The following is a 24,955-nucleotide window of genomic DNA, read 5'->3' as shown; positions in this document are numbered from 1 at the left end:
CATGGTAAGCTTTGAAGCCGACACTCCAGAAATCAACGACGCCATCGACACCGGCGCATTTGGCGCCTTCCTTCGACAATTATGCAAGAACCGTCTGGGCACGCTCGGAGGAGTGCTTGTCGTACTCATCGCCGCAATTGCGGTGTTAGCTCCGCTGATTGTCACTCATGATCCGATCCAGATCATGGTAGGGCCGCGTCTGGCCGCACCTTCGCTGGATTTTCTGCTAGGCACGGACCAACTGGGCCGTGATACATTCTCGCGCGTCATCATGGGAGGCCGCATCCCGCTCCTTGTCGCCTTCGCCTCTCTCGGCGGTGCGCTGGCGGTCGGGGTCGTGCTCGGTCTCATCGCAGGCTTCGGGCCGCGTTGGCTGGACAATTTGCTCCTGCTCATCTTCGATACCATACGCTCCTTTCCCAGCATCATCTTTGCGTTGGCAATCATCGCTCTTCTGGGACCAAGCCTAGTCAACATCATTTTAGTGATAGCGATAACGTGTATGCCGGGCTATGCGCGCGTGGCGCGTACCCAGGCCCAAGCGCTGCAGAGCAGTGAATACATCGCAGCAGAGCGCAGCATGGGGGCGGGCACGACACGCATCCTCGCCGTGCACGTCTTGCCCAACGTCATCGGTCCCCTTGTCATTCTCGTGAGCATGGACGTGCCGGCCGTCATTGCCACTTCGGCCGGTCTCAGTTTTCTAGGTATGGGTGTGCGGCCTCCGACACCTGACTGGGGAGCAATCCTCAACGATGGCTATAGCTACATCAACCAGACTCCCTGGATCGTGATCGCTGGCGGCATCCCGATTATCCTCGCAACCCTAGGCTTCACGTTCTTGGGCGAAGCGTTGCGCGATATGTTCGATCCCAAGCTACGGAAAGACTTATGACGCACGACGATCCGACACCGCCGCCGTCGTCCAGTCGCCCGCTTCTTGAGATATGCGACCTGAATCTCGATTTCGGTACACCGCGGGGACGCATCCATGCCCTGCGCAACGTTTCGCTCGATGTTCCTGCCGCACAGGTGGTTGGCATTGTCGGCGAAAGTGGATCCGGAAAATCCACCCTCGCTTATACAGTGATGGGCCTGCTGGCCGAAAATGCAGATGTGACAGCCGGCAGCATTCTGTTCGAAGGACGAGACCTGCTCACTATGACGGCTCAGGGGCGTCGGAGCCTGCTCGGTGATCGTCTGTCAATGATTTTTCAGGATCCGATGACCGCACTCAACCCGGTGCGGACCATCGAGAGCCAGATGATCGATATCCAGCACCACGAACAAGGAAGCCGCAGCGAAAAGCGCGCTCGTGCCGTCGACATGCTTCACCGGGTCGGTATTCCCGATCCCAAAAATCGGCTAGGTGCCTATCCGCATCAGTTCTCCGGTGGCATGCGCCAGCGCGTTTGTATCGCCATGGCGCTTCTAGTGAAACCGGCGCTACTCGTCGCCGACGAGCCAACCACTGCGCTTGATGCAACGCTGGAAGTGCAGATCATTCATTTGCTCAAGGATCTGCAAAAAGAAATCGGTTGCTCGATTCTCTTCGTTTCCCACCATCTCGGCGCGGTGGCTGAGTTGTGCGACCGGGTCGCCGTCATGTACGCCGGCGAAGTGGTGGAGCAGGGTGCTGTTCGGGACATCTTCCGCAATCCTGCTCATCCCTACACGCGCGCGCTGCTTGAGTGCGACCCGGGGCGGATCAGAAAAAGCACGCGCACTTTGCCAACTATTCCCGGTGAGGTGCCCAGTCTCCTCGGCGCCAAGGTAGGATGCATCTTCCGCACACGTTGCCAACATGCGTTCGACCGCTGTGTGCAAGAGAACCCGGTCGAGTACCGCATCGGCGTGGACCAAGTCGCCCGATGCCACCTCCTCGGTCAAGAGCGGTTGGTTTCGGCATGAGCGCGCTGCTTCGGGTTGAGGACCTCCGGGTCCGCTTCCGCACCATGGGTCCACTGAAGGCGCTCGCGACGGGGACGAACGCCCCCTTCCTTGACGCGGTATGTGGTGTGTCCTTTGAAATCAGCAAGGGTGAGACGCTGGCCCTCGTCGGCGAAAGCGGCTCGGGCAAATCAACCATCGCACGCACGATAATCGGCTTGCAGCGGGCTTTGAGCGGCAGCATCAGCTTCGACGGACAGGAGATTGAGGAACTCACCGGGGCGGAACGCAAACCCTACTTGCGGCGCATGGCGATGATGTTCCAGGATCCAATTGGCTCCCTCTCGCCGAGGCTGACCGTTCGGTCGCTCCTCACAGAACCTTTTCGTATACATGGGCTGAAGGAGCGCGATGCCGGAGTGGAAGCAGCGCGCCTGCTTCGATTGGTCGGGTTGCCGGCGGATTTTGCTCGCCGTTATCCCCATCAGCTTTCCGGAGGTCAGGCCAGGCGCGTGGGCATCGCGCGAGCCCTTGCGCTCGAACCCGATTTGATCATCGCCGATGAGCCAACTGCAGGGCTCGATGTCTCGGTGCAGGGCGAGGTGCTCAACCTTCTCGCGCGGCTTCAGGACGAACTCGGCATGGCGATCCTGATTATCACGCACAATCTTAACGTGGTGCGCCACATGACCGATCGCATGGCGATCATGTATCTCGGCCGGTTTATTGAACTCGGCTCGACCGAACATATCTTTGATCAGCCCCGCCATCCCTACACCGAGGCGCTGCTTGCGGCCAATCCCGAGCCTGACCCGGATGCGGTGTTCAATAGGATCGAGCTCAAGGGTGAGGTGCCGAGCCCGATGAGGCGGCCATCCGGCTGCGAGTTCCACACCCGCTGCCGTTACGCGCAGGATATCTGCAGCCGCGTCTTCCCCGAATCTTCAACCAGCCCGGATGACCCGGAGCACAGCTTCCGATGCCATTTCCCACTCGCGCGTGAAGTCATCTCTGGCTTCGGGCGGCCACACCATACCCTAGTAGGAACCAAGTGATGGTGACTAAGGAAGTCTCGGCTCAGGAACCATTGATCAGAGCCACAAGCTACGATGGGCTGCGATGCAGATAGCCGAGACGAAGGTGTGGACGCATGTAGCGGGTGACGATGCGCCAACAGTCCTTGAGCTTGGCGAACAGGTTCACAGGTTCGCGACCTTGTGGCGTGATGATAAAAGCGGTGTCGTAGGTTGCGAGCCGGGACAAGCCGTTTCGCTCCGAGATCCGAAGGGCCCGCACGGAAGCGCTCGAAGACCTGGCGGTGGAATATCTGGCACGCGGTCTTTCGGCGCGCGACATCGAGGATGAGCGGTGCCGGAGATCGATCGAGGCATGTTCTTGCAGCCGAAGGCGGGAACGCGATGTCGCGCTGCTTCGTCTTCCCCTCCCCGTCGTCCTTGGCCTTCGCCTTGGCCTTGGAGAACTTCACAGTAGAGCGCGCGTCCCGGTCCATCTGGCGCAACTTGGCTGCTTATTCTGCCGCTGGTCCGGCACGTTTCCTGCCTTGATTTCGGCCTTTTTCAGTATCGCTGTTGCGCTGTTTCGGCGCCGCCACGATCGTGGCATCCACGATCTGGCAATCCATCGCCAGCTAGCCGGCCTTGCCGAGGTGCTTGTCAGCTTGTCGAACCGGGCAACAGGTTCTCCACCGCCCCGGCCTGCGTGAGGTACTCCCTAACCAACCAGATCGTTTTGGCGTCGGGAACGCAAGAAGCAAAGCCGGTCATGGATATGAAACTCGGCCTCATCGTCCGAGAGGCTGAAAGCGATGGCTGACTACCGCGGCGCCATGGAAATGGGCAACTGTCGCCTTGGACGACAATCACTTCCCCGGTGTTTGCGCTAGATGCTGACTCACTTCGAGGGGCACGGCGAAGCTGGCCTTGACGCGATCCATTACAACCATGGTCTTGAATCCCTTGATGTCATGGTTTTCGTAAAAGAAGCGACGCGTGAACTCTTCATAGTCCTCCATGTCCTTGGCGGTTACGATAAGAATGAAGTCCGCATCCCCTGTAACATAGAAGCCAATCATTACCTCATGCGTGTTGCGAATTGCCGCTTTGAATCGATCGACGATGTCCGCCCTTTCCCGTTCGAGGGATACCAAAACGATCATGGTGATATGGCGGCCCACTGCCTTGGGTGAGACAATGGCAACATCCGCTTCTATCACCCTTTCAGCGCGTAACCGTTTCAAGCGCCGTTGGCATGCCGTTGGGGACAGATTCACGATTTCAGCTAGTTCTTCTGACGTAAGCCGGTTGTTCTTCTGGACAGCTCCAAGAAGCGCGACATCTATACGATCCAGCTCGGTCATTCCGCGATCCTGCGCAATCCAGCAAACGGTCGCCGGAACCTTTGCATTGACATCAAGTATAGCTCCGCTATTAAGGGAGCTTTCTTCGGGAGCGCGGTTCTTTTCGCTGCATTTCTTTTCCCGTTATACCTAACAGAACTTGCCTGATTTAAAGTGTGTTGCGATTATTGATCCGCGTCATCCGCAGCTGGACCGAGGTCTGATCATACCTATATTGTTCTCGACCGCGATTTCGGTACCGAAAGGGTTCGAAAGCTTCTGGAGACGCTCTAGAATTCTGTTTGCTTGCTGGCCGAGCGCGAGTCGGGGGATGCCCCGGTTGGCAAACCTCTTCGAGTGACCAAGTTCAATTGGATAGAGGCGCAATTCGGTAAGTTGATTGTGCTCAAATCGGCTGACGGCGATAATGCTTTCGTAAAAGACCGGGTCCGCGAATCCCGGGTCGGTCTTGTAGCCTCTCGCCATCTCATCGACTGTCACCTCGGCATCAGTGTCGCTCCGCAAATCCTTGCCATGAGCGGTGAACATGTCGGCGCCAACGGGCGTCCGCAAGTCGTCCATGATGAAGTTCCCAACGCTGTAGAGAATCGGCCTGCCCTTGTAGATCTCAATGCCTCTAAGCTGGTGCGGTCCATGCACGATATATGCATCGGCCCCGGCATCGATCATTTTGTGCGCAAAGGATCGTTCGTAGTCGGGCAACTGCTGGCTCCAATTCCCGGGCTCATGCCCATGGTTGGTGACGATGCAGAAGTCAGCGAACTGCTTGCCCCGGCGAACGTTTCGTAGGATGTCGGCGACATCGCTTTGATCGGGTTCGTAGCTGAAGCCGACCTGCTCGCCCGCCTTGTACCTCGCTCCAGCGAGCGCGAGGCCGTTTTGATCGTTACGGCCAGGCCTGTAGGTGGGCAGCGCATCGCGGACTTGCCTCAAGTTCTCGAGCATCGCCGGAGGGACTACGATGCTTTCTTCCAGACGAAGGGCAGAGAGGCCGGGTCTGCCCGGCGCCTCGCCGGCAGGATCGCACGCGCGAGACATGGGAGTAAACGTCGTGGCAAATGAAACGAGCGCGACCCGACCGCGTGGGGTCTCCAAGAACCGAGCGGCGCCGGCTTGTGCAAGGTTTTCGCCAACACCTGCGTAAACGATTCCGTTCTGATCCAGTGCTCGGCACGTCTCGCGCATGCCTTCAACACCCCAGTCGAAGGTATGATTGTTGGCGTAGCTCACCAGGTTGAAGCCCATGGCCTTCAGATCGGGCCCGAGTTCTGGCAGGCTGACGTGATATGCGCCCCCATACTCGGCCTGCGGACTTCCGGTGAACGATCGGATGTCAAAGATGTTGGTTTCCATATTGCCGAACGTGACATCGGCGTCACGAAGGATCTTTACGATGTCGTCAAAGCCGGCATGCTGACCCTTCGTCAGTGGCCGAGTCACGATCAGGTCGCCCACCGCGACCATCGTGAAACCGTCCGCAACATTCGTTGCGATTGAGCCGGTCGGATCATAGCTCCCGGTCTGCTGGGCGAGAGAAGAACCCTTCTCGTGTGGATCTTTTTCCATAAGCTTCGCTTTATTTGTTTTCTTGCTGCACTTGGCGTGATGTTCACGTCAGCGCCGCACTCGAGATCTTCGATCGGGTGAGAGGGGCTGGGGCTATGCCACATCGGTGAGCTAAGGAGGATTGGCCGCCGCAGCCGGTTGGGCCGGGATGTCGGTGGCCGGAGCACGCACATGACAGGCCACGACGCGCCCGTCTGCCATCGGCACCAAAGGTGGCACGTCGATGCGGCACCGCTCGACAGCGAGCGGGCAGCGCGGGTGAAACGCGCATCCGCTCGGCGGGTTGATCGGGCTCGGCACCTCGCCTTCCACCGGTGCCTCCAGCCGAGCCCGCGTCGGATCCGGAACCGGAGCTGCCGCGATCAGCGCTTCGGTGTAGGGATGGATCGGCTTGGCGAAAAGCGCCTCGCAGGGCGCAAGCTCCACGATCCGCCCCAAATACATGACTGCCACGCGATGCCCGATATGCTCCACCACGCCAAGGTCATGCGAGATGAAGACGAAAGCGATGCCCATCTGCTGTTGCAGATCCAGAAGCAGATTCAGGATCTGCGCCTGCACCGAGACGTCAAGGGCTGACACCGCCTCGTCGGCGATGATGAGCGAGGGGTTGAGCGACAGGGCTCGTGCAATGCCGAGCCGCTGGCGCTGACCGCCCGACAACTCGGACGGCAGCCTGTGCATCATCTCCGGCGACATTCCGACTTTTCGGAGAAGCTCCGCGGCGAATGCCTGACGCTGCTTCCGGCTGAGCCGCTCGAAATTCTCGACGGGTTCCGTGATGATCTGTCCAGCGGTGAGGCGCGGGTTCAGCGACGAGTAAGGATCCTGAAAGACCATCTGCATCCGACGGCGCCAGGCGTGAAGCGCGGCTTTCTTGAGGCCCGCAATATCGTTCCCGTCGATCAGCACGCGCCCGCCCGTCGGTTCCACGAGCCGCATCAGGAGCCGTGCCACGGTGGACTTGCCGCAGCCGGATTCGCCTACGATGCAGAGCGTCTCGCCTGCCTCGACGCAAAAGGATACACCCTCCACCGCCCGGATCACCGGAATGCTTTTCTTGAAGATTCCCGAGCCGAGCGCATAATGCTTGGTCAGATTCTCCACTTTCAGCAGCGGACCGTTCATGCGCCCATTACCTCTTCGGCGCGCCAGCAAGCCGCGGCGTGGCTCGACCCGACATCAAGGAAGGGGGGCCTCTTCTCGCGGCAAATATCGATAGCGAACGGGCAGCGCGGCGCAAAGCTGCACCCGACAATGGGCTCGCGAAGACTTGGGACAATGCCGGGAATTTCCGGAAGGCGGCGCTGTCGGCCGCGCCGCCGATCCGGCACCGATCGCATGAGGCCCTGAGTGTAGGGATGCGCCGGACGCGCAAACAGATCTATCACGTTCGCTTGTTCTACGATCCGGCCGGCATACATCACGATCACGCGTTGGCATGTCTCGGCGACAACGCCCAGGTCATGCGTGATGAACATGACGGCCGTTCCCGTGCGCTCTTTCAGGTCGACGATGAGCCGCAGGATCTGCGCCTGGATTGTGACATCTAGCGCAGTCGTCGGCTCATCGGCAATCAACAGTTCCGGGGAGCAGGCGAGAGCCATGGCGATCATGGCGCGCTGGCGCATGCCGCCGGACATTTCGTGCGGATAGTTGTTGACGCGCCGCTCGGGGTCCGCGATGCGGACGAGCCGCAGCATCTCTTCTGCTTTCTTCATAGCCGCCGAGCGGGAGGCTTTCGTGTGGATCTGCACCGCCTCTGCGATCTGGCGGCCGACCGTATAGACCGGGTTCAGGCTCGTCATCGGCTCCTGGAAGATCATGGCGATCTGGTCGCCGCGGATCTTTCGCATCTCCCGATCCGACAGATCAAGCAGGTCGCGTCCGTGGAAGCGGACCTCGCCGCCGACGGTCCTGGCGCTCACCTTCGGCAGCAGGCGAAGGATCGACAGAGCGGTGACACTCTTCCCGCATCCCGATTCGCCGACAACGCCGAGCGTCTCGCCTTTTTTGACCTGGAAGCTGATGCCGCCCAAGGCACGGGTGACGCTGTCTTCGCCAAAGAAATGCGTTTCGAGGTTTCGCACGTCGAGAAGCAAGTCGTTCCGTGCGGTTTGATGCATCTGCATGTCAGCGTCTCCGCTTTGAGCGGGGATCGAACATATCGCGCAGTCCGTCCCCGAGCAGGTTGACGGCAAGGACCGTGACGGCAAGACAGATACCGGGGGCGAAGATCGTCATTGGCGCGATGGCGAGATACAGTCGTGAACTGGCAATCATATTGCCCCAGCTCGGAATCTCGGGCGGCACGCCCACGCCGAGGAAGCTCAGCCCCGCCTCCGTCAGGATCGCGCTTGCGCAGACGCCGGCGCTCTGGACCATCAGCGACGGAATGGTGCTCGGCAGGATGTGCCGCCAAAGGACCTTGGGCAGGCGCGCGCCGCCGCAGAGCGCGGCCTCCACGTAGGGACGCTCGCGAACCCCCAGAACCACCGAGCGAACCAGCCGTGCGATGCTTGGCGTCTCGGGGATTGCGATGGCGACGATGAGGATGCCGATGCCGGGGCCGGTCAGAGAAATGAGCGCAATCGCCAGCAGAATCGTCGGGATCGACATCAGGCCGTCCATGACCCGCATGGCGATATTATCGAAGCCGCGGACATAGCCGGCGATGACACCGATTAGAAGGCCGCCCAGAGCTGCACCAGCCGCCGCCGCCAACCCCACCAAAAGTGAGATCCGGGCACCGTAGATCGTTCGCGTAAACACATCCCGGCCCAGATTATCGGTTCCGAACCACATTTCGGCGGAAGGCGGCTGAAGGCGTTTGAATGGATCCATGTTCAATGGATCGCCGGCGTAAAGCGGGGCAGCGAGTGCCAGAATGATCAACAGAGCCAAGAGGCCGCCGCCTATCACGACCAGCGGATGACGCATTGCCAGGCGGGGAGCGTCAGAGATTCGCAGGCGAGCCGTCGGGACGTATTCAACTGATGCGGACGAAATCGTCATATCAGTACCGTATACGGGGGTCGATCAGCGTGTAGGCCAGATCGATCGCGAGATTGACAAGGACATACAGACCCGAGGTCAGGATGAGCACGCTCTGGATGATGGGATAGTCGCGATTGTTGATCGCATCGACGACCAGACGACCGATACCGGGTATGTTGAATACTGTCTCCGTGAGGACGACTCCGCCGATCAAATAAGCGAAGCTTATGCCGATGACGGTCAGGATCGGGACGCCGGCATTCTTCAAGGCATGGTGGAAAAGCATGGCATAGGACGAAGCGCCCTTGGCGGCGGCCGTTCGCATATAGTCTTCCGTCAGAACCTCGAGCATGCTCGCCCGGGTAACTCGGGCAATGAATGCAATGTAGCCAAGACTTAACGCCACGGTGGGCAGGACCAGATGCACGAACCAACGTCCGATACCCAGCTCGATTGGCACGTATCCCTGTACGGGCAGCCAGTGTGCCCTGATAGCGAAGAAGTAGATGAGGAAAAAGCCTATGACAAAGACGGGGATGGAATAACCAAACGCTGAAAAGGCCGTGAGGAGCCGATCCACCAGACCGCCGGTTCGCCACGCGGCAAGGATGCCGAAGGAGACTCCAATCGTCACCGAAAGAATCATCGTCAGGATCGACAGCGAAATGGTCGGTTCAAGCCGCTGCGAGATGAGCTCGAGAACCGGTCGGCCGGCAAAGATCGAGGTGCCGAAATCGCCGCCGAGCATGTCCCGCACCCAACGTATGAACTGAACCGGCATAGGATCGTTCAGTCCCAACTGCTCGCGGATGCCGGCGATCATCTCCTCCGTCGCCGACCTGCCGGCGATGATCGCCGCCGGATCGCCGGGCGCCAGCCTGAGAAGCAGGAACACGAAAACTCCGACCATCGCCATGACGGCGATGGCCGAAACCATCCTGCGAAGGATGTAGGCAGCCATTCGGGCTCAGGCCTTCTGCATGTTCCACATCGGCACGATTTGGGGCATGCCAATGAGGCCGGTGAGCGTCTTGCGTCGCGCGATTGGCGAGACGTATTTTCCCAATCTTACATCGCCGACGAAATCCCACCATACTTTTTGCATTTTGCGGGCCAGTGCTTTGCGCTCTTCAAGCGATTCAACATCCGCCCATTTGACCCGCAGCGCCTCATATTCGTCGTTCTTCGGCCAGCCGTACCAAGCCTTGTCGCCATTCGCGAGGAGGAATGGTGAGGCGAGCGGATTGCCGAGGGAATAATCGGGTTCCGATGTGATGAACATGCTCCAGCCTCCGTTCTCGACAGGGTCTTTGCTTGCCCGACGCGTGGAAAGCTCACCCCAGGTCATAGACGAGAGCTCGGCATTGACTCCAATCTTCCGCAGCGACGCGGCTAAAAGCTGGGAGGCATTATCGCCCGCGCTCCAGTCCGTCGCAGTTAGAATGACGACCTTCTCGCCGGCGTATCCGGCTTCCTTCAGGAGCCGCTTGGCTTTGTCCGGGTCGCCGCCCTTCTTGTACCATCCCGTGTTTTCGTCGTTGGACACCGGCGTCGTGTCTCCAAAGATCGAAGTGACCGTGTTGAAGTACTTTGGGTTGCCGAACGCGCCGCGCAACATCACCTCCTGATCGATTAGGTGAAGCACCGCCTGGCGCGCCTTGACGTTGTTGAATGGCGGCTGCAGGAAATTCATTCGCACCATCATGTCCCACCCTCCTCTGTCTAGAACCTGGAGTTCAAGGTTGGGATCGCTCTCGATCACCGGGAAAAGATCGACTGGCGGGCTCTGCAGGTAATCAATCTCACCAGCTTGTAAGGCCGCGAGAGCAGTCTGCTGATCGGCAATGTTGTCCCAGATGACACGATCGACGTTGACGATCTTCCCGCCGGCCAATCCATCGGACGGCTCTTTGCGCGGCACGTATTTGTCGTTGCGGCCGTAGGTGACGCTCGCACCCGGCTTGGCGAGAGCTTCATTGAACCTGAACGGTCCCGAGCCGATATTTGTGGTCACCTGTTCGGTTGCGGGGCGATTCGCGTCCTTTTCGCGCATGATGAACAGGCACGGGGGAGTCAGGTCCGCTAGGATATCGATCAGCACCCCAAGCGGATCCTTGAGCGAGATCGTGAACGTCTCGTCGTCCTTCGTCGAAATGTCGCTGGCCCTGGCCATGATAAGTTGCCCGCCGGGATGGACCTGTCCCCAGCGACGGATCGAGGCGACACAGTCCGCCGCGGTGACGGGAGTGCCGTCATGCCAGCCCAGACCGTCCCGGAGCTCGAATGTATAGGTCTTCTTGTCGTCGGAAACGCCCCACTTCGCCACCATTTGCGGCTGCGGCATGAACTTGGAGTCGAGCGAGAACAGGGTGTCGTAAATCGCCGCGCCGTGATCAGCGGTAATGTTAGTCGCCGTCCAGATCGGATCGAAAACGCGGAGGTCACCCTTCACCATTCGAACGGTCTGCCCCACCGTCGGTGTCGTCTGCGCCCGCAGAACCGACGGGATCGACACAGCCAATCCGGCGGCAATTCCCATCTTAAAGACGTGGCGTCGAGAGATCGTCATGTTTGTCCCCTTTTGAGTTTGTGGTGCACCTATTCCAATTTCGTCATGCACCAGCGGCCTTCCTACCGGGCGCTACCAGTTAGACAGTACAGCCAGTGTGCTTCCCGTATGCTTCCCTGGTGCTTCGCTTCGCTGATGCCACATTGGCGAGCATCGGTCCCGTTTCCCGCAATTTGGGTCAAGAATTCGCAGATATCCGCGCCCAGTCACGGCGAACCTCCGAAAATTCTCGCGAGGTGTGGAGCGTCGCAGAGGCAGAGTTGGTTCGTTCCTACCGACCAGTACCTGCACTTTCTTTGTTCGCTCTCCGCCCAGATTGCACAGGGATCGTCTGCCATTTTGCCTCTCTCATGGGAGTTCCACGATTGAGATTAGCTCGCAATATTTGGATCGCGTTGACACTTTCGGCCATTGTTTTGACATGTGCTGCCATATCCACGTAACGACGCCGAATCTGCTGAAGGCCTAGATCGAGCACGTCTTCGCGAAGAACTTCGACGGATTGGTGGGCGCAAGGTCGGCAACTTATCCGAGAGCACATCGCGGTGGCACGCTGCACCCTCAAGCGGATGATGGCCGGCCGCCACGGCAACGCTCGCCGAGACGATCAATGGCCCCTCAGAAGCCCTAAGTCATCATCGGCGCGGACCATGGCACAGGCTACGCTGACCTGAGTCACTTGTTCAACAATCGACGGCTGCCGGAACCCTAGGGGCAATATCCCTCCGCCGAAGCCGGATAACGCACCACGCCATACTGCGGACCCAGCCATTGCGACGTGACTCAATCCAAATGGTTCGGGCAAATGGGCTTCCAATCCCGGGCTCGGAGCAAAATAGGCGCTGCCCGCATCAACGTCAGCTGCGGCCCCGACCAACCAACCTGTCGGAAAAAGTAGCTCAGCAATATCAAGTGGCGAGGAATGCCAAGCATTCGAAGGCGAAGCTACCAAGCTTGTAGAACATCTCAGCGATTACGAAGGCGATCGTGAAGGGCACCAACTCGCGCTTCGCTACGCCGCTTATTCCGATCGCCTGGGTTAGTGAAAACATTTTCTATCAAATCACAATTGGGGGCCTCCATCATCGTCCGTCCGGGTCCGCCTGGCTCTGGCGCGGACCTCAGCAGCTCGCGGTCGGGAGTTCCTAGCCGGCACGCCGCACGCGATCTGGACCTAGAGAGAAGCCTAGCGGCGCCGGACAGCGGCGCGTCGGCGGAGCCAAACGCCGGCGATCACCATCGCAAGGACGGCAAGCACGGCCGCGATATAGAGTATCTCGGTCGTGCCGTCGCCCCCATCAGGAGCCACGCCGAATATTCGCTCGATAAAGTCCATCTCTGTCTTCTCCTTGGGATGAATGCTCACTCAGCTATATGTGTCCCCTCACGGGCGCCTAGGCCTTCCCAGTCCCGAGCACCTCGAAGCCACCGCTCTTGAGTGCGGCATTGAGCGCAGTGACCTCGTCATTCACGACCTCGTCCAGCTTTTTAATCTCGCTGTCGACCCTCGACATGATCTCATCGGAAACATGACGGGCCTGCACGGTCGGCGCCGCGTCGCCGATTTCGACCACGGTGACGAGGTCGATCAGCTTATCATGCCAGCCAGCAGGATTACGGTCGTCGCTGTCGCGCGGCGTCTCCCGCTTGATGTCGACCAGCGTTCCCTCGATCGCCTCGAGCCGCCCGAACAGTGCCTGCGTGCGCTCGCCAAGCGATTTGTCACTGCCGCCGAGCCGCTTCTGCAGATCCGCGAGTTGACGCTTTAGGAGCCGGATCCGATTGACCGCCTGATTGAGCGATGAGACCTTGCCGAACAGCTCTTGTAAGAGCACGAACTGCTCGGCGAAGTCCTTGTCAGTCGTCGCTACGCGGGGGTCCTTGACGACGGTGAGGCCGGCCATCTGACTCTTTCCGTCCGCCTGCAGCTCAACCTTATAGCTGCCGGGTACCACCGCCGGGCCGCTCGGATCCTCGTCCTCCATCGCGAGAGGCTCGTACTTCCGGGTTATCAGCGATTTGTCGAGTTTGGATGGTCCCCGATGCTTGAGGTCCCAAACGAAACGGTTGAGGCCGGCCTTAGTGCCCGGCTTCTTATCGAAGGACGCTTCTTGGTCGTCGCTCGTGAAAGCGATGATGGTCTTTCCCGTGGCGTCCTGGAAAGTGAGCTTGACCGGGCCCTCCGCATCCTCGGGCAGCCAGTAATAGACGATCGCTCCGATCGGCGGGTTTTCGCCGCAGTCGAGATAGTGGCGATGGCTCCGTCCACCCTCCAGCTCCACGCCCTCTGTGCCGGCGCCGATGCCGAAAGCCGGGCTGTAGCTCATGCCGGCCTTGGAACCTTTCCGGGCCCCGTACCGGAGCTTGGTCCGGACCGTGGGGCGCGGGCTCATCAGCCTCGCGTCGTTCTGATCCACGGCCAGCTCGCGCAAGGCCGTAATGTCGTCGAGGATCCAGAAGGACCGGCCATGAGTGCCGGCGACCAGATCGCTTCCCTTGATCTTGAGATCGTAGACCGGCACCACGGGCAAGCCGCCGGCCAGACGCGACCAGTGCGCGCCCTCGTCGAGACTGAAGAAGACCGCCGTCTCGGTGCCGACGAAGAGTAGTCCCGGCCGCACCGGGTCGGCTCGCACCACGCGCGTGATTTCGCCGTTCGGCAAGTTGCCATTGATCGGCTGCCAACTCTTGCCGCCATCCCTGGTGCGGAAGAGATAAGGTTGATAGTCGGCGAGCTTGTAGCGTGTCGCCGCTACATAGACGGTATCGGCGTCATGCGACGAGATCTCGACGCAGCCGACATAGGCGAGTTCGGGCATGGCGTCGGGCGTGACGTTCCTCCAGTCGATCCCGTCGTTCCGCGTCACATGGACGAGGCCGTCATCGGTAGACGCCCAGATCTCCCCCTTGCGATGCCGGGATTCGACGACCGATGCGCACGTCGCATGCACCTCCGCGCCGGAGTTGTCGTGGGTCAAGACGCCGCCCGAGTAATCCTGCCGAGCCGGGTCGCTGAGGCTGAGATCGGGCGAGATCGCGGTCCAGCTCGATCCTTCATCGCGGCTGCGGAAGACGTGATTGCCCCCGGCATACAGCGTCTTCGGATCATGCGGCGAGAAGGTGATCGGGAAAGTCCAGGCGAAGCGGTACCGCATGTTCTTCGGCGCCATGCCACTCGTTTTTTCTGGCCAGACACTGACGACGCGAATCTGCCGGGTACGGTGGTCGTAGCGTTGCAGAGCTCCACAGCCGCCTGGGCTCGAGCCGGTCGCGCCGCAATAGACGATGTCGGGGTCCTCAGGATCGACGGCGATGAAGCCGCTCTCGCCGGTCCCCGGATAAGTGCAATCACCCAAGGTGATGACGCCCGTTTCCGAGGCGCTCGGGACTGAGATCGCGGTGTTGTCCTGCTGGGTGGCGTAGACCCGATAAGGGTGCCGATCGTCAACGTCGATGCGATAGAACTGCGCCGTCATCTGATTGTAGATCGACGACCAGGTTCTGCCACCGTTGAAGGTGACGCAGGCGCCGCCGTCGTTGCCTTGGATCATCCGCTTGGGATTGGCAGGATCGATCCATAGATCGTGGTTGTCGCTGTAAGGCGTCGTCAAGTTGGTGAAGCTCGCCCCGCCATCGGTCGACTTCCACATTTGCAAGTTGTTCACGTAGACGGTATCGGCATGTACGGTGTCGGCGAAGACGTGGGTGTAGTACCAGGGGCGATGGATCAGATCGCGATTTTGCGAGACATGGACCCAGCGGTCTCCGTAATCGTCAGTGCGGTAGAGCCCGATCTTGTCGCCCTCCGCCTCGATGAGCGCGTAGACGCGCCCGCGCTGCGCCTGCGAGACGGAGACGCCAAGCTTGCCGAGCACCCCGCCCGGTAGGCCGTTGCGACCGGACAGCTCCTCCCAGGTGTCGCCGCCGTCAAGCGACCGGAAGAGTCCGCTCCCCGGCCCACCGCTGTTCAGGTTCCAGAAACTACGCCGCGTCTCCCAAGTCGTGGCAAAAAGGATGCGCGGATTGCTGGGATCCATCGAAATATCGACGGCGCCGGCGTCGGGATTGCGGTAGAGGACCTTCTGCCAGGTCTTGCCGCCGTCCTTGGAGCGGAACACGCCCCTTTCCTCATTGGAACCGAACGCGTCGCCCAGAGCCGCGACAAAGACGATGTCCGGATCGAGCGGGTGAATGCAGATCTTGCCAATGTGGCGGGTCTCTCTCAGCCCCAGATGAACCCAACTGCGGCCGGCATCGGTCGACCTATAGACGCCATCGCCGTAAGAGACGTCGACGCGGATCGTCGTCTCGCCCGTACCGGCATAGATGACATTCGAGTTGGAGCGGGCAACCGCGAGCGCGCCGACGCTGGCGCTCGTGAAGAAACCGTCGGACACGCAGCGCCAATAAACTCCGCCGTCGATTGTCTTCCAAACCCCGCCCGCGCAGGCGCCAAAATAGAACACCATTGGATCATTCGGATCCCCAGCGACGGCCACAACGCGGCCGCCTCTGGCGGGTCCGATGCAGCGCCATTTGAGGGCCTCGAGACACTTAGGGTCAGTTACATGGGTTTGCTTCAACATTTCAACTCGCTGATAGTTGGCATTGGATTGTTACTGCTTCACTTCTTCTCGTCGTATGCTTTCAGGTATCGAAGGTGCATCATCGCCGCAGTCGCGGATCGAGCGCATCTCTGAAGCCGTCACCGATATAGTTGACGCTGAGGACGGTCAGCGAAATCGCAATGCCCGGCCACAGCACTAGTTGCGGGGAGACCTGCATGTATTCGATCCCGTCATAGAGCAGTCGTCCCCAAGTCGGAAAATCCGGCGGAAAGCCCAGGCCAAGAAACGAAAGCACGCTTTCCGCGATAATGGCATCGGCGATGCCGAGAGTAGCCGAGACAATGATCGGCGACATGACGTTGGGCAGCACATGCCGAATAATGATCCGGTGCGGCGGGGTGCCGATGCTGCGCGACGCCATTACGAATTCGCGCTGCTTGACGGCCAACACTTCGCCGCGCACGATGCGTGCCATGCCCATCCAGCTCATCACGCCGATGATCGACACGATGAGGGTGAAACTCCCTAGATCGTTTCCGAGAATTTTTGCCACCGCATCGCGGAACAGCATCACTGCGACCAATAGCAGTGGGAGCACCGGTAATGACAGAAAGAGATCGGTGAGCCGCATCAGCGGCCCATCAAGGGATTTGAAGTAGCCGGTAAGGACACCGATAAGCGTTCCAAGAAAAATAGAGATGATCATCGCCGCCAGGCCGACGGCGATCGCAACGCGCCCACCTGTCATCATCCGCGCGAGAAGATCGCGCCCAAGCTGGTCGGTGCCGAACGGATGGGCCCAACTTGGTCCCGCATTCATGGCTGTGAAGTCGATATAGGCGGGGCTTACGCGCCAAACGAAGGGGCCGAAGACGACAGCGACGACAATTACGAAGAAGACGCCCGCCCCGGCCACCGCGCCTTTGTGGGTCTTGAACTGGTCCCAGACGTCCCAACACTGATTGCGCGGCGGAACCTTAAGCACCACAAGGTCCACGCCGGCGATGGGATCGGTAGTTGCCGTTTCCGAAACAGGCGCCTCGGCAACGTTTTTCGGTTCGTTGTAGCTAACCAGCTCAGTCATAGCGAATCCTGGGATCAAGTACGCCGTAGAGCAGATCGGCGATCAGGTTGAAGACGACGATCAGCACAGCGAAGATGAAGGCCAATGTCTGCACCGTCGGCACGTCGTTGGCGTAGATGGCGGTGATCAGGAGTTGGCCGATCCCGTTAACCCTGAAGATCTGCTCGGTGACGATGGCACCGCCGAAGACGCTCGGCAGTCCCAGCGTGATGACAGTGACCACCGGGATCATCGAATTGCGCAGGACGTGGATGAAAACGACGACATTCTCGCCCATGCCCTTGGCCCGAGCCGTGCGGACATAGTCCTGCTCGAGATTGTCGAGCATTGACGAGCGCAGATAGCGGCTGATGGAAGCGATAGTCTGAACTGCAAGAACCATCACCGGCATGGCCATCTGCAGAAATTGCTCGGTGAAGTTGCTCCAGCTGTTGACGATAAGATTGGTGTTATAGATTGTCGGAAGCCAGTCGAGGTAGACGGCGAAGATCAGGATCGCCAGAACGCCCGAGAAGAAGGGCGGCACGGCAAGGCCGAGCATCGACAGGAAGGTGCCGATCTGATCGAATACTGAATATTGCTTGTAGGCTGAGACAATTCCGATCGGCACAGCAATCAGCACGCCGACGATGTAGGCCAGGCCGACAACCAACAGCGTCTGCGGAAGGCGCTCGGCGATCATGCTGAAAACCGGACCGCGTGTTTGCCAGGAGATGATCCGCTGCATACCGTCCGAAAGATGCGTCCCGAACAGAATGTCGAAACCACGCAGCGGCTCGATTACGAAGAACTGCTTCAGCCACAGCAGATATTGCACGATCAGCGGCTCGTCGACGCCAAGGGCAGCACGCATCTTTTCGCGCACTTCGGGCGGAATGGTCAGCGGCAACTGCGATAGCGGATCGCCTGGCGCGAGTTTGAGCAGCGAGAAGATCATGAGGCTGATCAAGAATAAGGTCGGGACCGCCATAAGCAGTCGCCGGATGGCATAGTTGAGCATGCGCGGCACCTATTGCTGGCGGCCGGGGCAACGCCCGCGGCCGGCATGGAGATGGAAAGCGGCGCGCCCTCTCCAAGGAGGCGCAGGCAATCTCACTTCCTGCGATACCAGTCCTGAGCGTTCCAAAACCTGGAATCCCCGCTGCCGACATACCCGCCTAGTGTCTTAGAGGTCGCCGAGACGCTGCTGCGCCAGACCAGCGGCATGATCGCGTAACTGTCACTCAGAATGGTGTTGAGCTTTTTGACAATCTCGGCGCGCTTCTCGATGGCGGCGGTCTTGCCGAGTTCCTTCACCAGCGCGTCGTAATTCGTGTCGCAGTAGCGCGGAACATTACTGCCTTGCCACTGCTTGTCCGGCAGCGGAGCCTTGTTACAGGTGTAGGTTGCGACATATTCGCCGGGGTCGGGAGCGTCAGAGTAATTGGTCCACATCTGGACATCGGCATAGAACTTCTGGTATGTATCCGGGCTGCTCGGGTCGCTGCTGAAGAAGACCGAGGCGTCGAGGCTCCTCAGTTCCACATCGACCCCTATCTCGTGCCACCACTGCTTGATGATCGCTTGGAACTGGTTGCGCGTGGCGTTGGTCGTAGTTACGAAGGTGAGCTTCAGCTTTTTGCTATCCTTCTCCCGGATCCCATCGGGACCCGGCTTCCAGCCCGCTTCATCAAGAAGCTTCACGGCACCCGGAATATCCTGCTTCAAGCACTCCGTGTTGCCGGCGGCGAAGATCGGCGGCGCCGGAACGAAGTCGCATGTGGGCTTGCCCATGGAGCCGTAGCCGATCTCACTCAACCTCGCGCGGTCCAGCGCCATCGACAGAGCCTGGCGCACGCGAACGTCGCTGAGTATCGGGTGTGGATGCTTGTCCGTCGAACGCTCCTCCGGCGGTAGACTGGCCGAGGGATCGGTCAAGTTCATAAAAAGAGTTTCGACATTCGTTCCGAAAACCGAGAGGAGTTTGCCCTTGCCCCCTTTCTCCATTTTGCTCAGCACGTCCGGAGCAACCTGCAACATCCCGGCGTAGTCATATTCGCTGGTCTGCAGCACGGCACGAGCCGCCCCGAGCGCATCGCCGCCGCCCTTGAAGTTGACCCCCGCGAAAGCGGGCTTGTTCGGATCGCGGTAGTTCGGGTTGGCCTTGAGCTGGACCGCGTCATTCGGCTTGAAGTTGGCGACGACAAACGGCCCGGTGCCGACCGGATAGAAATTGGCTTCCGTGCAGGTTGGTGCTTTTGTGCCCAGGCAGTCGGCGAACTGTTTGGCCTGGATGATCGGAGACCACATGGCGACAAAGAGAGTGTAGGGGACGACCGTCAGCTCCTTGAAGGTTACCTTCACGGTCAGGTCATCCAGCGCCTCGACCTTGTCGACACCCTGGAACCTAGCAAGTGCTGCGCAGCCACCCTTTGGGTCCATGCAGTAGTTGGCAGTGAAGACCACGTCCTTCGCCGTGACCGTCGTGCCATCAGACCATTTGAGACCAGGCTTCAGCTTCCAGGTGATCGACTTCAGATCCTTGGCGACGCCACCGTTCTCGACGGTTGGGATTTCCGCCGCAAGCCGCGGGAAAAGCTCGCCATTCTCGTCGTAGCTGGCTAGCGGCTCGAGCACAAGAGAGGCGGCGTCGGTGTCCTTTTCCCCGCCCGAGAGATAGGGATTCATGATCGATGGCGCCTGCCAAGACAGGATGTTGACGACGCCGTCTGTACCGCGTTCGGCCAATGCCGGTGTCGCGACGAGGCTTGCCACGCCCGCCCCCGCTAGCAATGAAACCATTCTCAACATCTACTACTTCCTCCCTTGCTGAATGACGGCCCAGCTGCCGCCGGCCTTGTGATGTCAGTCCTCATCTCCTTCCCATCGGGAAAGGTGGATGGTTTGGCAGGATTGCCTCGATCGAGCTTCCCGCCATTTCCTGTTACTCGGCTCGGTGGCAAGCGACCCACCGGTTGCCGGCCACCTTTCGCCAAGCCGGTTGCTCTGCCGCGCACCGGTCGAACGCGACCGGGCAGCGGGTGCGAAATCGACACCCCGAAGGCGGATTGGCCGGGCTCGGTAAATCGCCCTTCAGGATGATGCGCTGCCGCGCGCGCTCGACCCTCGGATCCGGCACCGGGACCGCAGAGAGCAACGCCTTCGTGTAGGGATGCATTGGGTCTTTGTAGATGAGGTCGCGTGGGCCGAGTTCCATCACCTTGCCCAGGTACATCACCGCGACGTCCTCACACAGATGACGAACCATTGAAAGATCATGGCTGATGAAGAGGTATGTCAGCGAGAATTGCTCCTGCAGGTCTTTAAGAAGATTGACCACCTGGGCTTGGATGGAGACATCCAGGGCGGCGATCGGCTCATCGCAGACGATGAAATCCGGATTGAGCGCGAGCGCCCGGGCGATGCCAATGCGTTGGCGCTGACCGCCGGAGAATTCGTGCGGGTAGCGGTTGGCGAATTTCGGATTAAGGCCAACGGCATCGAGCAACTCGCGGGTCCGCTTCTCCTTTTCCTTGCCTTTCAGCGCTCGGTGTTCGTTGAGCGGTTCGGCGATGATTGAACCGACCGTCATGCGCGGATTAAGACAGGCCTGCGGATCTTGGAAAATCATTTGCATGCGCGCGCGCATGCGGCGCAGCTTTTTGCCTTGGATGTGCGTGATGTCTTCGCCATCAAATTCGATGCGGCCGCCGGTGGGGTCGTAAAGGCGCAGGATGACCCGCCCCGTCGTCGTCTTGCCGCAGCCGCTCTCGCCGACCAAGCCCAGCGTCCGGCCTCGCCTGACTTCCAAATTCACGCCATCCACCGCTCTGATGCCGCCCACCTGGCGCCCGAGGACACCCCGATAGGTCGGGAAATGCAAGGTTAGATCAATGATACGGAGCAGGACGTCGTCCGGGCCGGCCTGTGGTTTTATGGTGAGGACGCCCGGCTCAGACATCATCGCGCGGACTTCCCTCGATAACGTCCCACCAGCATGCCGCATCATGGCCTTCGCCCACAGGCATTAGCGGTGGCCTTTCGCTGCGACACCGGTCAAAAGCATGCGGACATCGTGGCGCGAAGGGACAGCTCGTCGGAAAGACAGTGAGATGCGGCGGCTGGCCCCCAACGCTCTTCAGTCGCTCCTGCCCAGCCATATCGGCCCGCGGCACGGTTTCCAGAAGCGCGCGCGTATAGGGATGACGGGGATTTGCGTAGAGATCGTCGGCAGCGGCGCACTCGACAACGAGTCCGCCGTACATGACCATCACCCGGTCGGCGATCCCGGCTACCACACCGAGATCATGCGTGATCCAGATAACGCTCATGCCCATTTCCTGGCGCAGCTTCTGGACGAGCTCCAGGATCTGGGCTTGGATCGTCACGTCGAGGGCGGTCGTCGGCTCATCGGCGATAAGCACCTTTGGGTCGCAGGCGAGCGCAATGGCGATCATCACCCGCTGGCACATCCCTCCGGAGAACTGGTGCGGATAGTCGTTTATCCTGTCCTGTGGCGAGGGAATGCCGACCCGGGAGAGAAGCTCGATCGCACGTTTGCGCGCCTCGCTGCGGCCTAGACCGAGATGCTTGCGTAACGGCTCCATCAGCTGGTAGCCGACCGTGAAGACCGGGTTGAGCGATGTCATCGGGTCCTGGAAGATGAACCCAACCTCGCCGCCGCGGACCTTTCGCATTTCGCTCGGGTCGAGCGACAAAAGATCCCTGTCCCCAAGACGCACCCTTCCAGACACGATTTCGGCAGGTGGCGACGGCAGGAGCCTCAAGAGCGACATCATCGTGACGCTCTTGCCCGACCCGCTTTCACCAACCACCCCCAGAAGCTCACCGCGATTGAGGTGGAAACTCACGCCGTTGGCCGCATAGATTCTAGTTCTGCGAGACCAGAAGACCGTCTGAAGATCAGATACCTCCAAAACAGGCCTCGAAGTTCCATCTTGAATTAAGTCGCGCGCCTCCCAATCCAAGGTGGTTCCGCAGCGTTTCAATAGATCAGGCCGCTTCAGTTCGGGCACGGTGGATGCTCTTTTCTAAGATTTTATCTCATTGACCAAGTCGAGCGGCTCGTTGCTTCCGCAAATCGCATGCCGCCTTGGCCAAGGAAATGCCCGTAGAGGCGACGCTCGCGGAGCCAATTCACGCGGTCCATCGGGTGATGATTAGGTTGCGCAATTAGAATCGCATTGACATTTCCGGTCATTCTTTTGACATCTGCCGCCATATCGGCGCTTGGTGATGCTGAATCGCATCTTACGGTTGCGGCTAGAGCGGCGCCCGAGCTGATTGAATGGTTGGCGATCCCAAATTGGCGATTGATAGTTCAAACTGTCTGCCGGGGATGGAGCCGGCCTCGCTTTGGACGCCGTCTTCCCCTCCAACAGCACCGGAAAAGTATCACGAAGCATGGTCGGCCTGTTCGACTGAAGCAGCCGGACGCAACCATCGACCCGACCGTCGAAACCTCGCAAGATCAGATAATGCGCTTGAGCGCATGGAAGGAATCGATCTCGTACCCACCATTCGTCCGCACGTCCCAGTCCAAGCCGCTCCTTGAATATCGCAGACGGTGTATTTCGTGCAGTTCGTCGGCGAAGTCGCCATAGCAGTCGGGTGCGACAAGTTTCATCATGAGCCCTCTGGGCAGAAAATGACCTGCCATTGGAGGCAAATGCGCCCGACGAACAGCCTGGGCACCTGCACAGGGGCCAAGACGGATCTGTTCTCAGAGAATTGAAGATCGTGAGGACCAGCAGCGCGACCGCCTCGTTTTTGGTGCGCATGCCGAGCTTCTTCTTGGCATTGTCCCGATGGAAGGCGGCGGTGCGCCGCGTGATCCCCAAGATGCAGGCGATATCCCAGGCGGACTTGCCGCGTGCCGCCTACTGCAGGCACTCATATTCGGCTTGCGGCGAACGTAAATGTGAAAGCAGGTCGCCATGAGTTGAAGAGCTTGTTGATATCGCTCGGCGATGCGCAGTGCCCTGCCTTCGGGTTTTCGGACCGTTCTGAGCTGGAATTTCCACTTATAATCCCGGTATCGGGCGAAGGAGGATTGCGTGAAGAGGTCGAAGTTTCCGGAGGCGCAGATCGCCTTCATTCTGCAGGAGGCGGAAGAAGGGACTGCGGTCGCTGAGGTCCGCCGAAAGGCGGCCATCTTGGATGGAACGTTCTACACCTGGAAGAAGCGCTACCGCGGACTGACGCCGTCCGAGGTCAAGCGCATGCGACAGCTTGAAGACGAGAACAATCGCTGAAAAAAGATCGTCGCCGCGCTCGACGAGGCGATGCTGCAGGATGTCGTTCGCCGAAAGCCATGAGGCCTGCCCATCGGCGGCTTGTTGATGAGGTACGGGCGGATTGGAAGGTGTCGATCCGCCGGGCCTGCGCTACGTTTCTCATCGACACGTCGCTCTATCGCTACAAGTCGAAGCGCGGCGAGCAGGCCGACCTCAAAGTCCGGATCAGGGAGATTGCCGAGACACGGGCGCGCTATGATTACCGGCGCGTCCTGTGCTGTTGCGCCGTGAGGGCCGGGTTGTCAATTCGAAGCGGATCTATCGTCCTTACAAGGAGATGGGCCTTCGGCTCCGGACCAAGACATCGGGTGAAAGCGAAGCTGCGAGAGGACAGAACCGATGCGACACACAGTCACCAGATCTGGGCATGGGACTTCGTTCATGACCAACTGGCGACCGGCCGCAAGATCCGTGTTCTCACAGCCTCGCTACCTTCTCGCGCCTCTCGCCGGTGGTGGATCCACTGGTTGCGACGGCAAGGACAAATAGGCGAAGGTGATCAGCTCGAGTCCTGCGGCCGCACCAGCCATGGCCTCGCGGAAATCCGCCTCATCGACGCTTTCCGACAGCTTCTCCAGGAATGTCTCAAAGACAATTTGCATGTCCTTCGTCATGCCTTGAACCCAATCTCTCAAATCTGACTGCGGCGCGCCGCTGTCCGACGGTCAGCTTTCACATTGGCAGGCATGCGTTTGGTACGCTCTCATCCCATCCGTTCCGAAGCGTGCGAGCCCGGTGAAGCTGGGAAGACCACCGTCTTGTTCCCGTTGAGGAAGACACGGCGGTGGATGTGCGCATGGATCGCGCGTGCGAGAACCTGGCTTTCGACGTCGCGCCCGAGCGATACATAGTCGGACGGGTTCTGGGCGTGGGTGACGCGAACCGTGTCCTGTTCGATGATCGGCCCCTCGTCGAGATCCGCGGTCACATAATGCGAGGTTGCGCCGATCAGCTTCACCCCGCGTTCAAAGGCCTGCTTGTAGGGGTTCGCTCCTTTGAATGACGGCAGAAAGGAGTGATGGATGTTGATGATGCGGCCGGACATCTTCTCGGACATCTCATTCGACAGCACCTGCATGTATCGGGCGAGCACGATCAGCTCCGCGCCGGTCTCCTCGACGATACGCATCTGCTGCGCCTCGGCTTCGCGCTTATTCTCCTTCGTAACTTTGACGTAGTGGAACGGAATGTCATGGTTCACGACCAGCTTTTGGTAGTCCAGATGGTTGGAGATCACCGACACGATATTGACTGGCAGCGCTCCGATGCGCCAGCGATACAGAAGGTCATTGAGACAGTGGCCGAAGCGCGAGACCATGATGATCACCCTCATCTTCTGGCTCTCGTCATGGAAGGCGAAGTCCATTTCGAACGTCTCGGCGGTGTCAGCAAAGCCGTTGCGCAGCGCGTCGAGGCCAGCGCCATCTTCAGAGATAAAGCTCACACGCATGAAGAAGTTGCCGGTCTGCGTATCGTCGAACTGCGAGCTGTCGGTGATGTTACAGCCGCTTTCGGCGAGGTAGCCTGCGATGGCGGCGACGATCCCGCGCTTGGACTTGCAGGTGACGGTCAGGTAGTATTTGTCCATAGCGAGCTTGCTCGTGTGTG

General features: G+C 59.7%; 21 protein-coding genes and 2 pseudogenes. 4 read left to right on the top strand and 19 right to left on the bottom strand.

What is annotated here, in order from left to right:
• Window position 1 precedes the first annotated feature (1 nt).
• From EN749_RS00690 to EN749_RS00680, 3 genes are read left to right on the top strand one after another with little or no spacing between them, the layout of a single operon-like run.
• Entirely contained in the window at window positions 2-895 is an 894-nt protein-coding gene (locus EN749_RS00690; protein WP_095521195.1) for an ABC transporter permease, read from the top strand.
• Window positions 892-1,911 carry an ABC transporter ATP-binding protein gene (locus EN749_RS00685; RefSeq protein ID WP_095521194.1) on the top strand — a complete coding sequence of 340 codons (1,020 nt, stop codon included), beginning with the start codon at window positions 892-894 and terminating at the stop codon, window positions 1,909-1,911. The genes EN749_RS00690 and EN749_RS00685 overlap by 4 nt, the downstream gene beginning before the upstream one ends.
• Window positions 1,908-2,945 carry an ABC transporter ATP-binding protein gene (locus EN749_RS00680; protein ID WP_095521193.1) on the top strand — a complete coding sequence of 346 codons (1,038 nt, stop codon included), beginning with the start codon at window positions 1,908-1,910 and terminating at the stop codon, window positions 2,943-2,945. Before EN749_RS00685 ends, EN749_RS00680 begins: the two co-directional genes overlap by 4 nt.
• Before the next feature lie 49 nt (window positions 2,946-2,994).
• Here EN749_RS00680 and EN749_RS37520 read toward each other — a convergent pair whose 3' ends face one another.
• From EN749_RS37520 to EN749_RS00605, 17 genes and pseudogenes are all read right to left on the bottom strand, one after another.
• Window positions 2,995-3,153, bottom strand: a complete 159-nt coding sequence (locus EN749_RS37520; protein WP_165778572.1) for a hypothetical protein — start codon at window positions 3,151-3,153, stop codon at window positions 2,995-2,997.
• Window positions 3,154-3,769: 616 nt separating this feature from the next.
• Window positions 3,770-4,267, bottom strand: a complete 498-nt coding sequence (locus tag EN749_RS00675) for an Lrp/AsnC family transcriptional regulator (protein WP_095521191.1) — start codon at window positions 4,265-4,267, stop codon at window positions 3,770-3,772.
• Between the two features lie 177 nt (window positions 4,268-4,444).
• A complete protein-coding gene (locus EN749_RS00670) occupies window positions 4,445-5,833 on the bottom strand; it encodes a CapA family protein (RefSeq protein WP_128362393.1) in 1,389 nt (462 codons plus the stop codon).
• 111 nt (window positions 5,834-5,944) lie between these two features.
• On the bottom strand, window positions 5,945-6,961 hold the full coding sequence (locus EN749_RS00665) for a dipeptide ABC transporter ATP-binding protein (protein WP_128362392.1): 1,017 nt from the start codon (window positions 6,959-6,961) through the stop codon (window positions 5,945-5,947).
• Window positions 6,958-7,965 (bottom strand): ABC transporter ATP-binding protein, encoded by a 1,008-nt coding sequence (locus tag EN749_RS00660; protein WP_095521188.1) that lies wholly within the window; start codon window positions 7,963-7,965, stop codon window positions 6,958-6,960. The genes EN749_RS00665 and EN749_RS00660 overlap by 4 nt, the downstream gene beginning before the upstream one ends.
• A gap of 1 nt (window position 7,966) precedes the next feature.
• On the bottom strand, window positions 7,967-8,848 hold the full coding sequence (locus EN749_RS00655) for an ABC transporter permease (RefSeq protein ID WP_095521187.1): 882 nt from the start codon (window positions 8,846-8,848) through the stop codon (window positions 7,967-7,969).
• 1 nt (window position 8,849) lies between these two features.
• A complete protein-coding gene (locus EN749_RS00650) occupies window positions 8,850-9,791 on the bottom strand; it encodes an ABC transporter permease (RefSeq protein WP_095521186.1) in 942 nt (313 codons plus the stop codon).
• A 6-nt stretch (window positions 9,792-9,797) separates the two neighbouring features.
• Complete coding sequence (locus EN749_RS00645; protein ID WP_095521185.1) at window positions 9,798-11,399, bottom strand: ABC transporter substrate-binding protein; 1,602 nt, start codon at window positions 11,397-11,399, stop codon at window positions 9,798-9,800.
• A gap of 1,186 nt (window positions 11,400-12,585) precedes the next feature.
• Window positions 12,586-12,735, bottom strand: coding sequence for a hypothetical protein (locus EN749_RS37515; RefSeq protein WP_165778570.1), 150 nt, complete (start codon window positions 12,733-12,735; stop codon window positions 12,586-12,588).
• 58 nt (window positions 12,736-12,793) lie between these two features.
• The gene (locus tag EN749_RS00640) at window positions 12,794-15,868 is read right to left on the bottom strand and encodes a sialidase family protein (protein ID WP_210214706.1); all 3,075 of its coding nucleotides are present in this window, start codon (window positions 15,866-15,868) and stop codon (window positions 12,794-12,796) included.
• A 196-nt stretch (window positions 15,869-16,064) separates the two neighbouring features.
• Window positions 16,065-17,051: an ABC transporter permease gene (locus EN749_RS00635; protein ID WP_095521183.1), complete on the bottom strand. Its 987-nt coding sequence runs from the start codon at window positions 17,049-17,051 to the stop codon at window positions 16,065-16,067.
• Window positions 17,044-18,051 (bottom strand): ABC transporter permease, encoded by a 1,008-nt coding sequence (locus EN749_RS00630; RefSeq protein ID WP_095521182.1) that lies wholly within the window; start codon window positions 18,049-18,051, stop codon window positions 17,044-17,046. Before EN749_RS00630 ends, EN749_RS00635 begins: the two co-directional genes overlap by 8 nt.
• Before the next feature lie 92 nt (window positions 18,052-18,143).
• Window positions 18,144-19,838, bottom strand: a complete 1,695-nt coding sequence (locus tag EN749_RS00625) for a peptide ABC transporter substrate-binding protein (protein WP_095521273.1) — start codon at window positions 19,836-19,838, stop codon at window positions 18,144-18,146.
• A 136-nt stretch (window positions 19,839-19,974) separates the two neighbouring features.
• The gene (locus EN749_RS00620) at window positions 19,975-20,994 is read right to left on the bottom strand and encodes an ABC transporter ATP-binding protein (protein ID WP_280950416.1); all 1,020 of its coding nucleotides are present in this window, start codon (window positions 20,992-20,994) and stop codon (window positions 19,975-19,977) included.
• Complete coding sequence (locus tag EN749_RS00615; RefSeq protein ID WP_236379412.1) at window positions 20,984-22,066, bottom strand: ABC transporter ATP-binding protein; 1,083 nt, start codon at window positions 22,064-22,066, stop codon at window positions 20,984-20,986. Before EN749_RS00615 ends, EN749_RS00620 begins: the two co-directional genes overlap by 11 nt.
• Before the next feature lie 144 nt (window positions 22,067-22,210).
• The gene (locus EN749_RS39535) at window positions 22,211-22,753 is read right to left on the bottom strand and encodes an acyl-homoserine-lactone synthase (protein ID WP_348629333.1); all 543 of its coding nucleotides are present in this window, start codon (window positions 22,751-22,753) and stop codon (window positions 22,211-22,213) included.
• A 45-nt stretch (window positions 22,754-22,798) separates the two neighbouring features.
• A pseudogene (locus EN749_RS00605) lies at window positions 22,799-23,028 on the bottom strand (helix-turn-helix transcriptional regulator); the annotation flags it as partial.
• Window positions 23,029-23,107: 79 nt separating this feature from the next.
• Between EN749_RS00605 and EN749_RS38505 the strand changes: the two are divergent.
• Window positions 23,108-23,807 (top strand): annotated as a pseudogene (locus EN749_RS38505) (transposase); the annotation flags it as partial.
• On the opposite strand, the gene EN749_RS00595 reads toward EN749_RS38505, so the two are convergent.
• Together EN749_RS00595 and purU are read right to left on the bottom strand one after the other, a co-directional pair.
• A complete protein-coding gene (locus EN749_RS00595; RefSeq protein ID WP_236379422.1) occupies window positions 23,776-23,961 on the bottom strand; it encodes a hypothetical protein in 186 nt (61 codons plus the stop codon). The pseudogene EN749_RS38505 and the gene EN749_RS00595 overlap by 32 nt on opposite strands.
• Window positions 23,962-24,050: 89 nt before the next feature.
• Complete coding sequence (purU, locus tag EN749_RS00590; RefSeq protein WP_095521180.1) at window positions 24,051-24,935, bottom strand: formyltetrahydrofolate deformylase; 885 nt, start codon at window positions 24,933-24,935, stop codon at window positions 24,051-24,053.
• Window positions 24,936-24,955: the final 20 nt, after the last annotated feature.

It is taken from the genome of Mesorhizobium sp. M7A.F.Ca.ET.027.02.1.1 (genome assembly GCF_004022985.1).
Lineage (GTDB): Bacteria > Pseudomonadota > Alphaproteobacteria > Rhizobiales > Rhizobiaceae > Mesorhizobium.
Note: the sequence above shows the minus strand (reverse complement) of the source record. Positions and strands in the feature narration are given on the sequence as shown.

Bases quoted from the DNA above. Each gene is read 5' to 3' on its own strand.
- EN749_RS00690 (WP_095521195.1), top strand. From the start codon at position 2: ATGGTAAGCTTTGAAGCCGACACTCCAGAAATCAACGACGCCATCGAC.
- EN749_RS00685 (WP_095521194.1), top strand. From the start codon at position 892: ATGACGCACGACGATCCGACACCGCCGCCGTCGTCCAGTCGCCCGCTT.
- EN749_RS00680 (WP_095521193.1), top strand. From the start codon at position 1,908: ATGAGCGCGCTGCTTCGGGTTGAGGACCTCCGGGTCCGCTTCCGCACC.
- EN749_RS00675 (WP_095521191.1), bottom strand. From the start codon at position 4,267: ATGACCGAGCTGGATCGTATAGATGTCGCGCTTCTTGGAGCTGTCCAG.
- EN749_RS00670 (WP_128362393.1), bottom strand. From the start codon at position 5,833: ATGGAAAAAGATCCACACGAGAAGGGTTCTTCTCTCGCCCAGCAGACC.
- EN749_RS00665 (WP_128362392.1), bottom strand. From the start codon at position 6,961: ATGAACGGTCCGCTGCTGAAAGTGGAGAATCTGACCAAGCATTATGCG.
- EN749_RS00660 (WP_095521188.1), bottom strand. From the start codon at position 7,965: ATGCAGATGCATCAAACCGCACGGAACGACTTGCTTCTCGACGTGCGA.
- EN749_RS00655 (WP_095521187.1), bottom strand. From the start codon at position 8,848: ATGACGATTTCGTCCGCATCAGTTGAATACGTCCCGACGGCTCGCCTG.
- EN749_RS00650 (WP_095521186.1), bottom strand. From the start codon at position 9,791: ATGGCTGCCTACATCCTTCGCAGGATGGTTTCGGCCATCGCCGTCATG.
- EN749_RS00645 (WP_095521185.1), bottom strand. From the start codon at position 11,399: ATGACGATCTCTCGACGCCACGTCTTTAAGATGGGAATTGCCGCCGGA.
- EN749_RS37515 (WP_165778570.1), bottom strand. From the start codon at position 12,735: ATGGACTTTATCGAGCGAATATTCGGCGTGGCTCCTGATGGGGGCGAC.
- EN749_RS00640 (WP_210214706.1), bottom strand. From the start codon at position 15,868: ATGGTGTTCTATTTTGGCGCCTGCGCGGGCGGGGTTTGGAAGACAATC.
- EN749_RS00635 (WP_095521183.1), bottom strand. From the start codon at position 17,051: ATGACTGAGCTGGTTAGCTACAACGAACCGAAAAACGTTGCCGAGGCG.
- EN749_RS00630 (WP_095521182.1), bottom strand. From the start codon at position 18,051: ATGCTCAACTATGCCATCCGGCGACTGCTTATGGCGGTCCCGACCTTA.
- EN749_RS00620 (WP_280950416.1), bottom strand. From the start codon at position 20,994: ATGATGTCTGAGCCGGGCGTCCTCACCATAAAACCACAGGCCGGCCCG.
- EN749_RS00595 (WP_236379422.1), bottom strand. From the start codon at position 23,961: ATGACGAAGGACATGCAAATTGTCTTTGAGACATTCCTGGAGAAGCTG.
- purU (WP_095521180.1), bottom strand. From the start codon at position 24,935: ATGGACAAATACTACCTGACCGTCACCTGCAAGTCCAAGCGCGGGATC.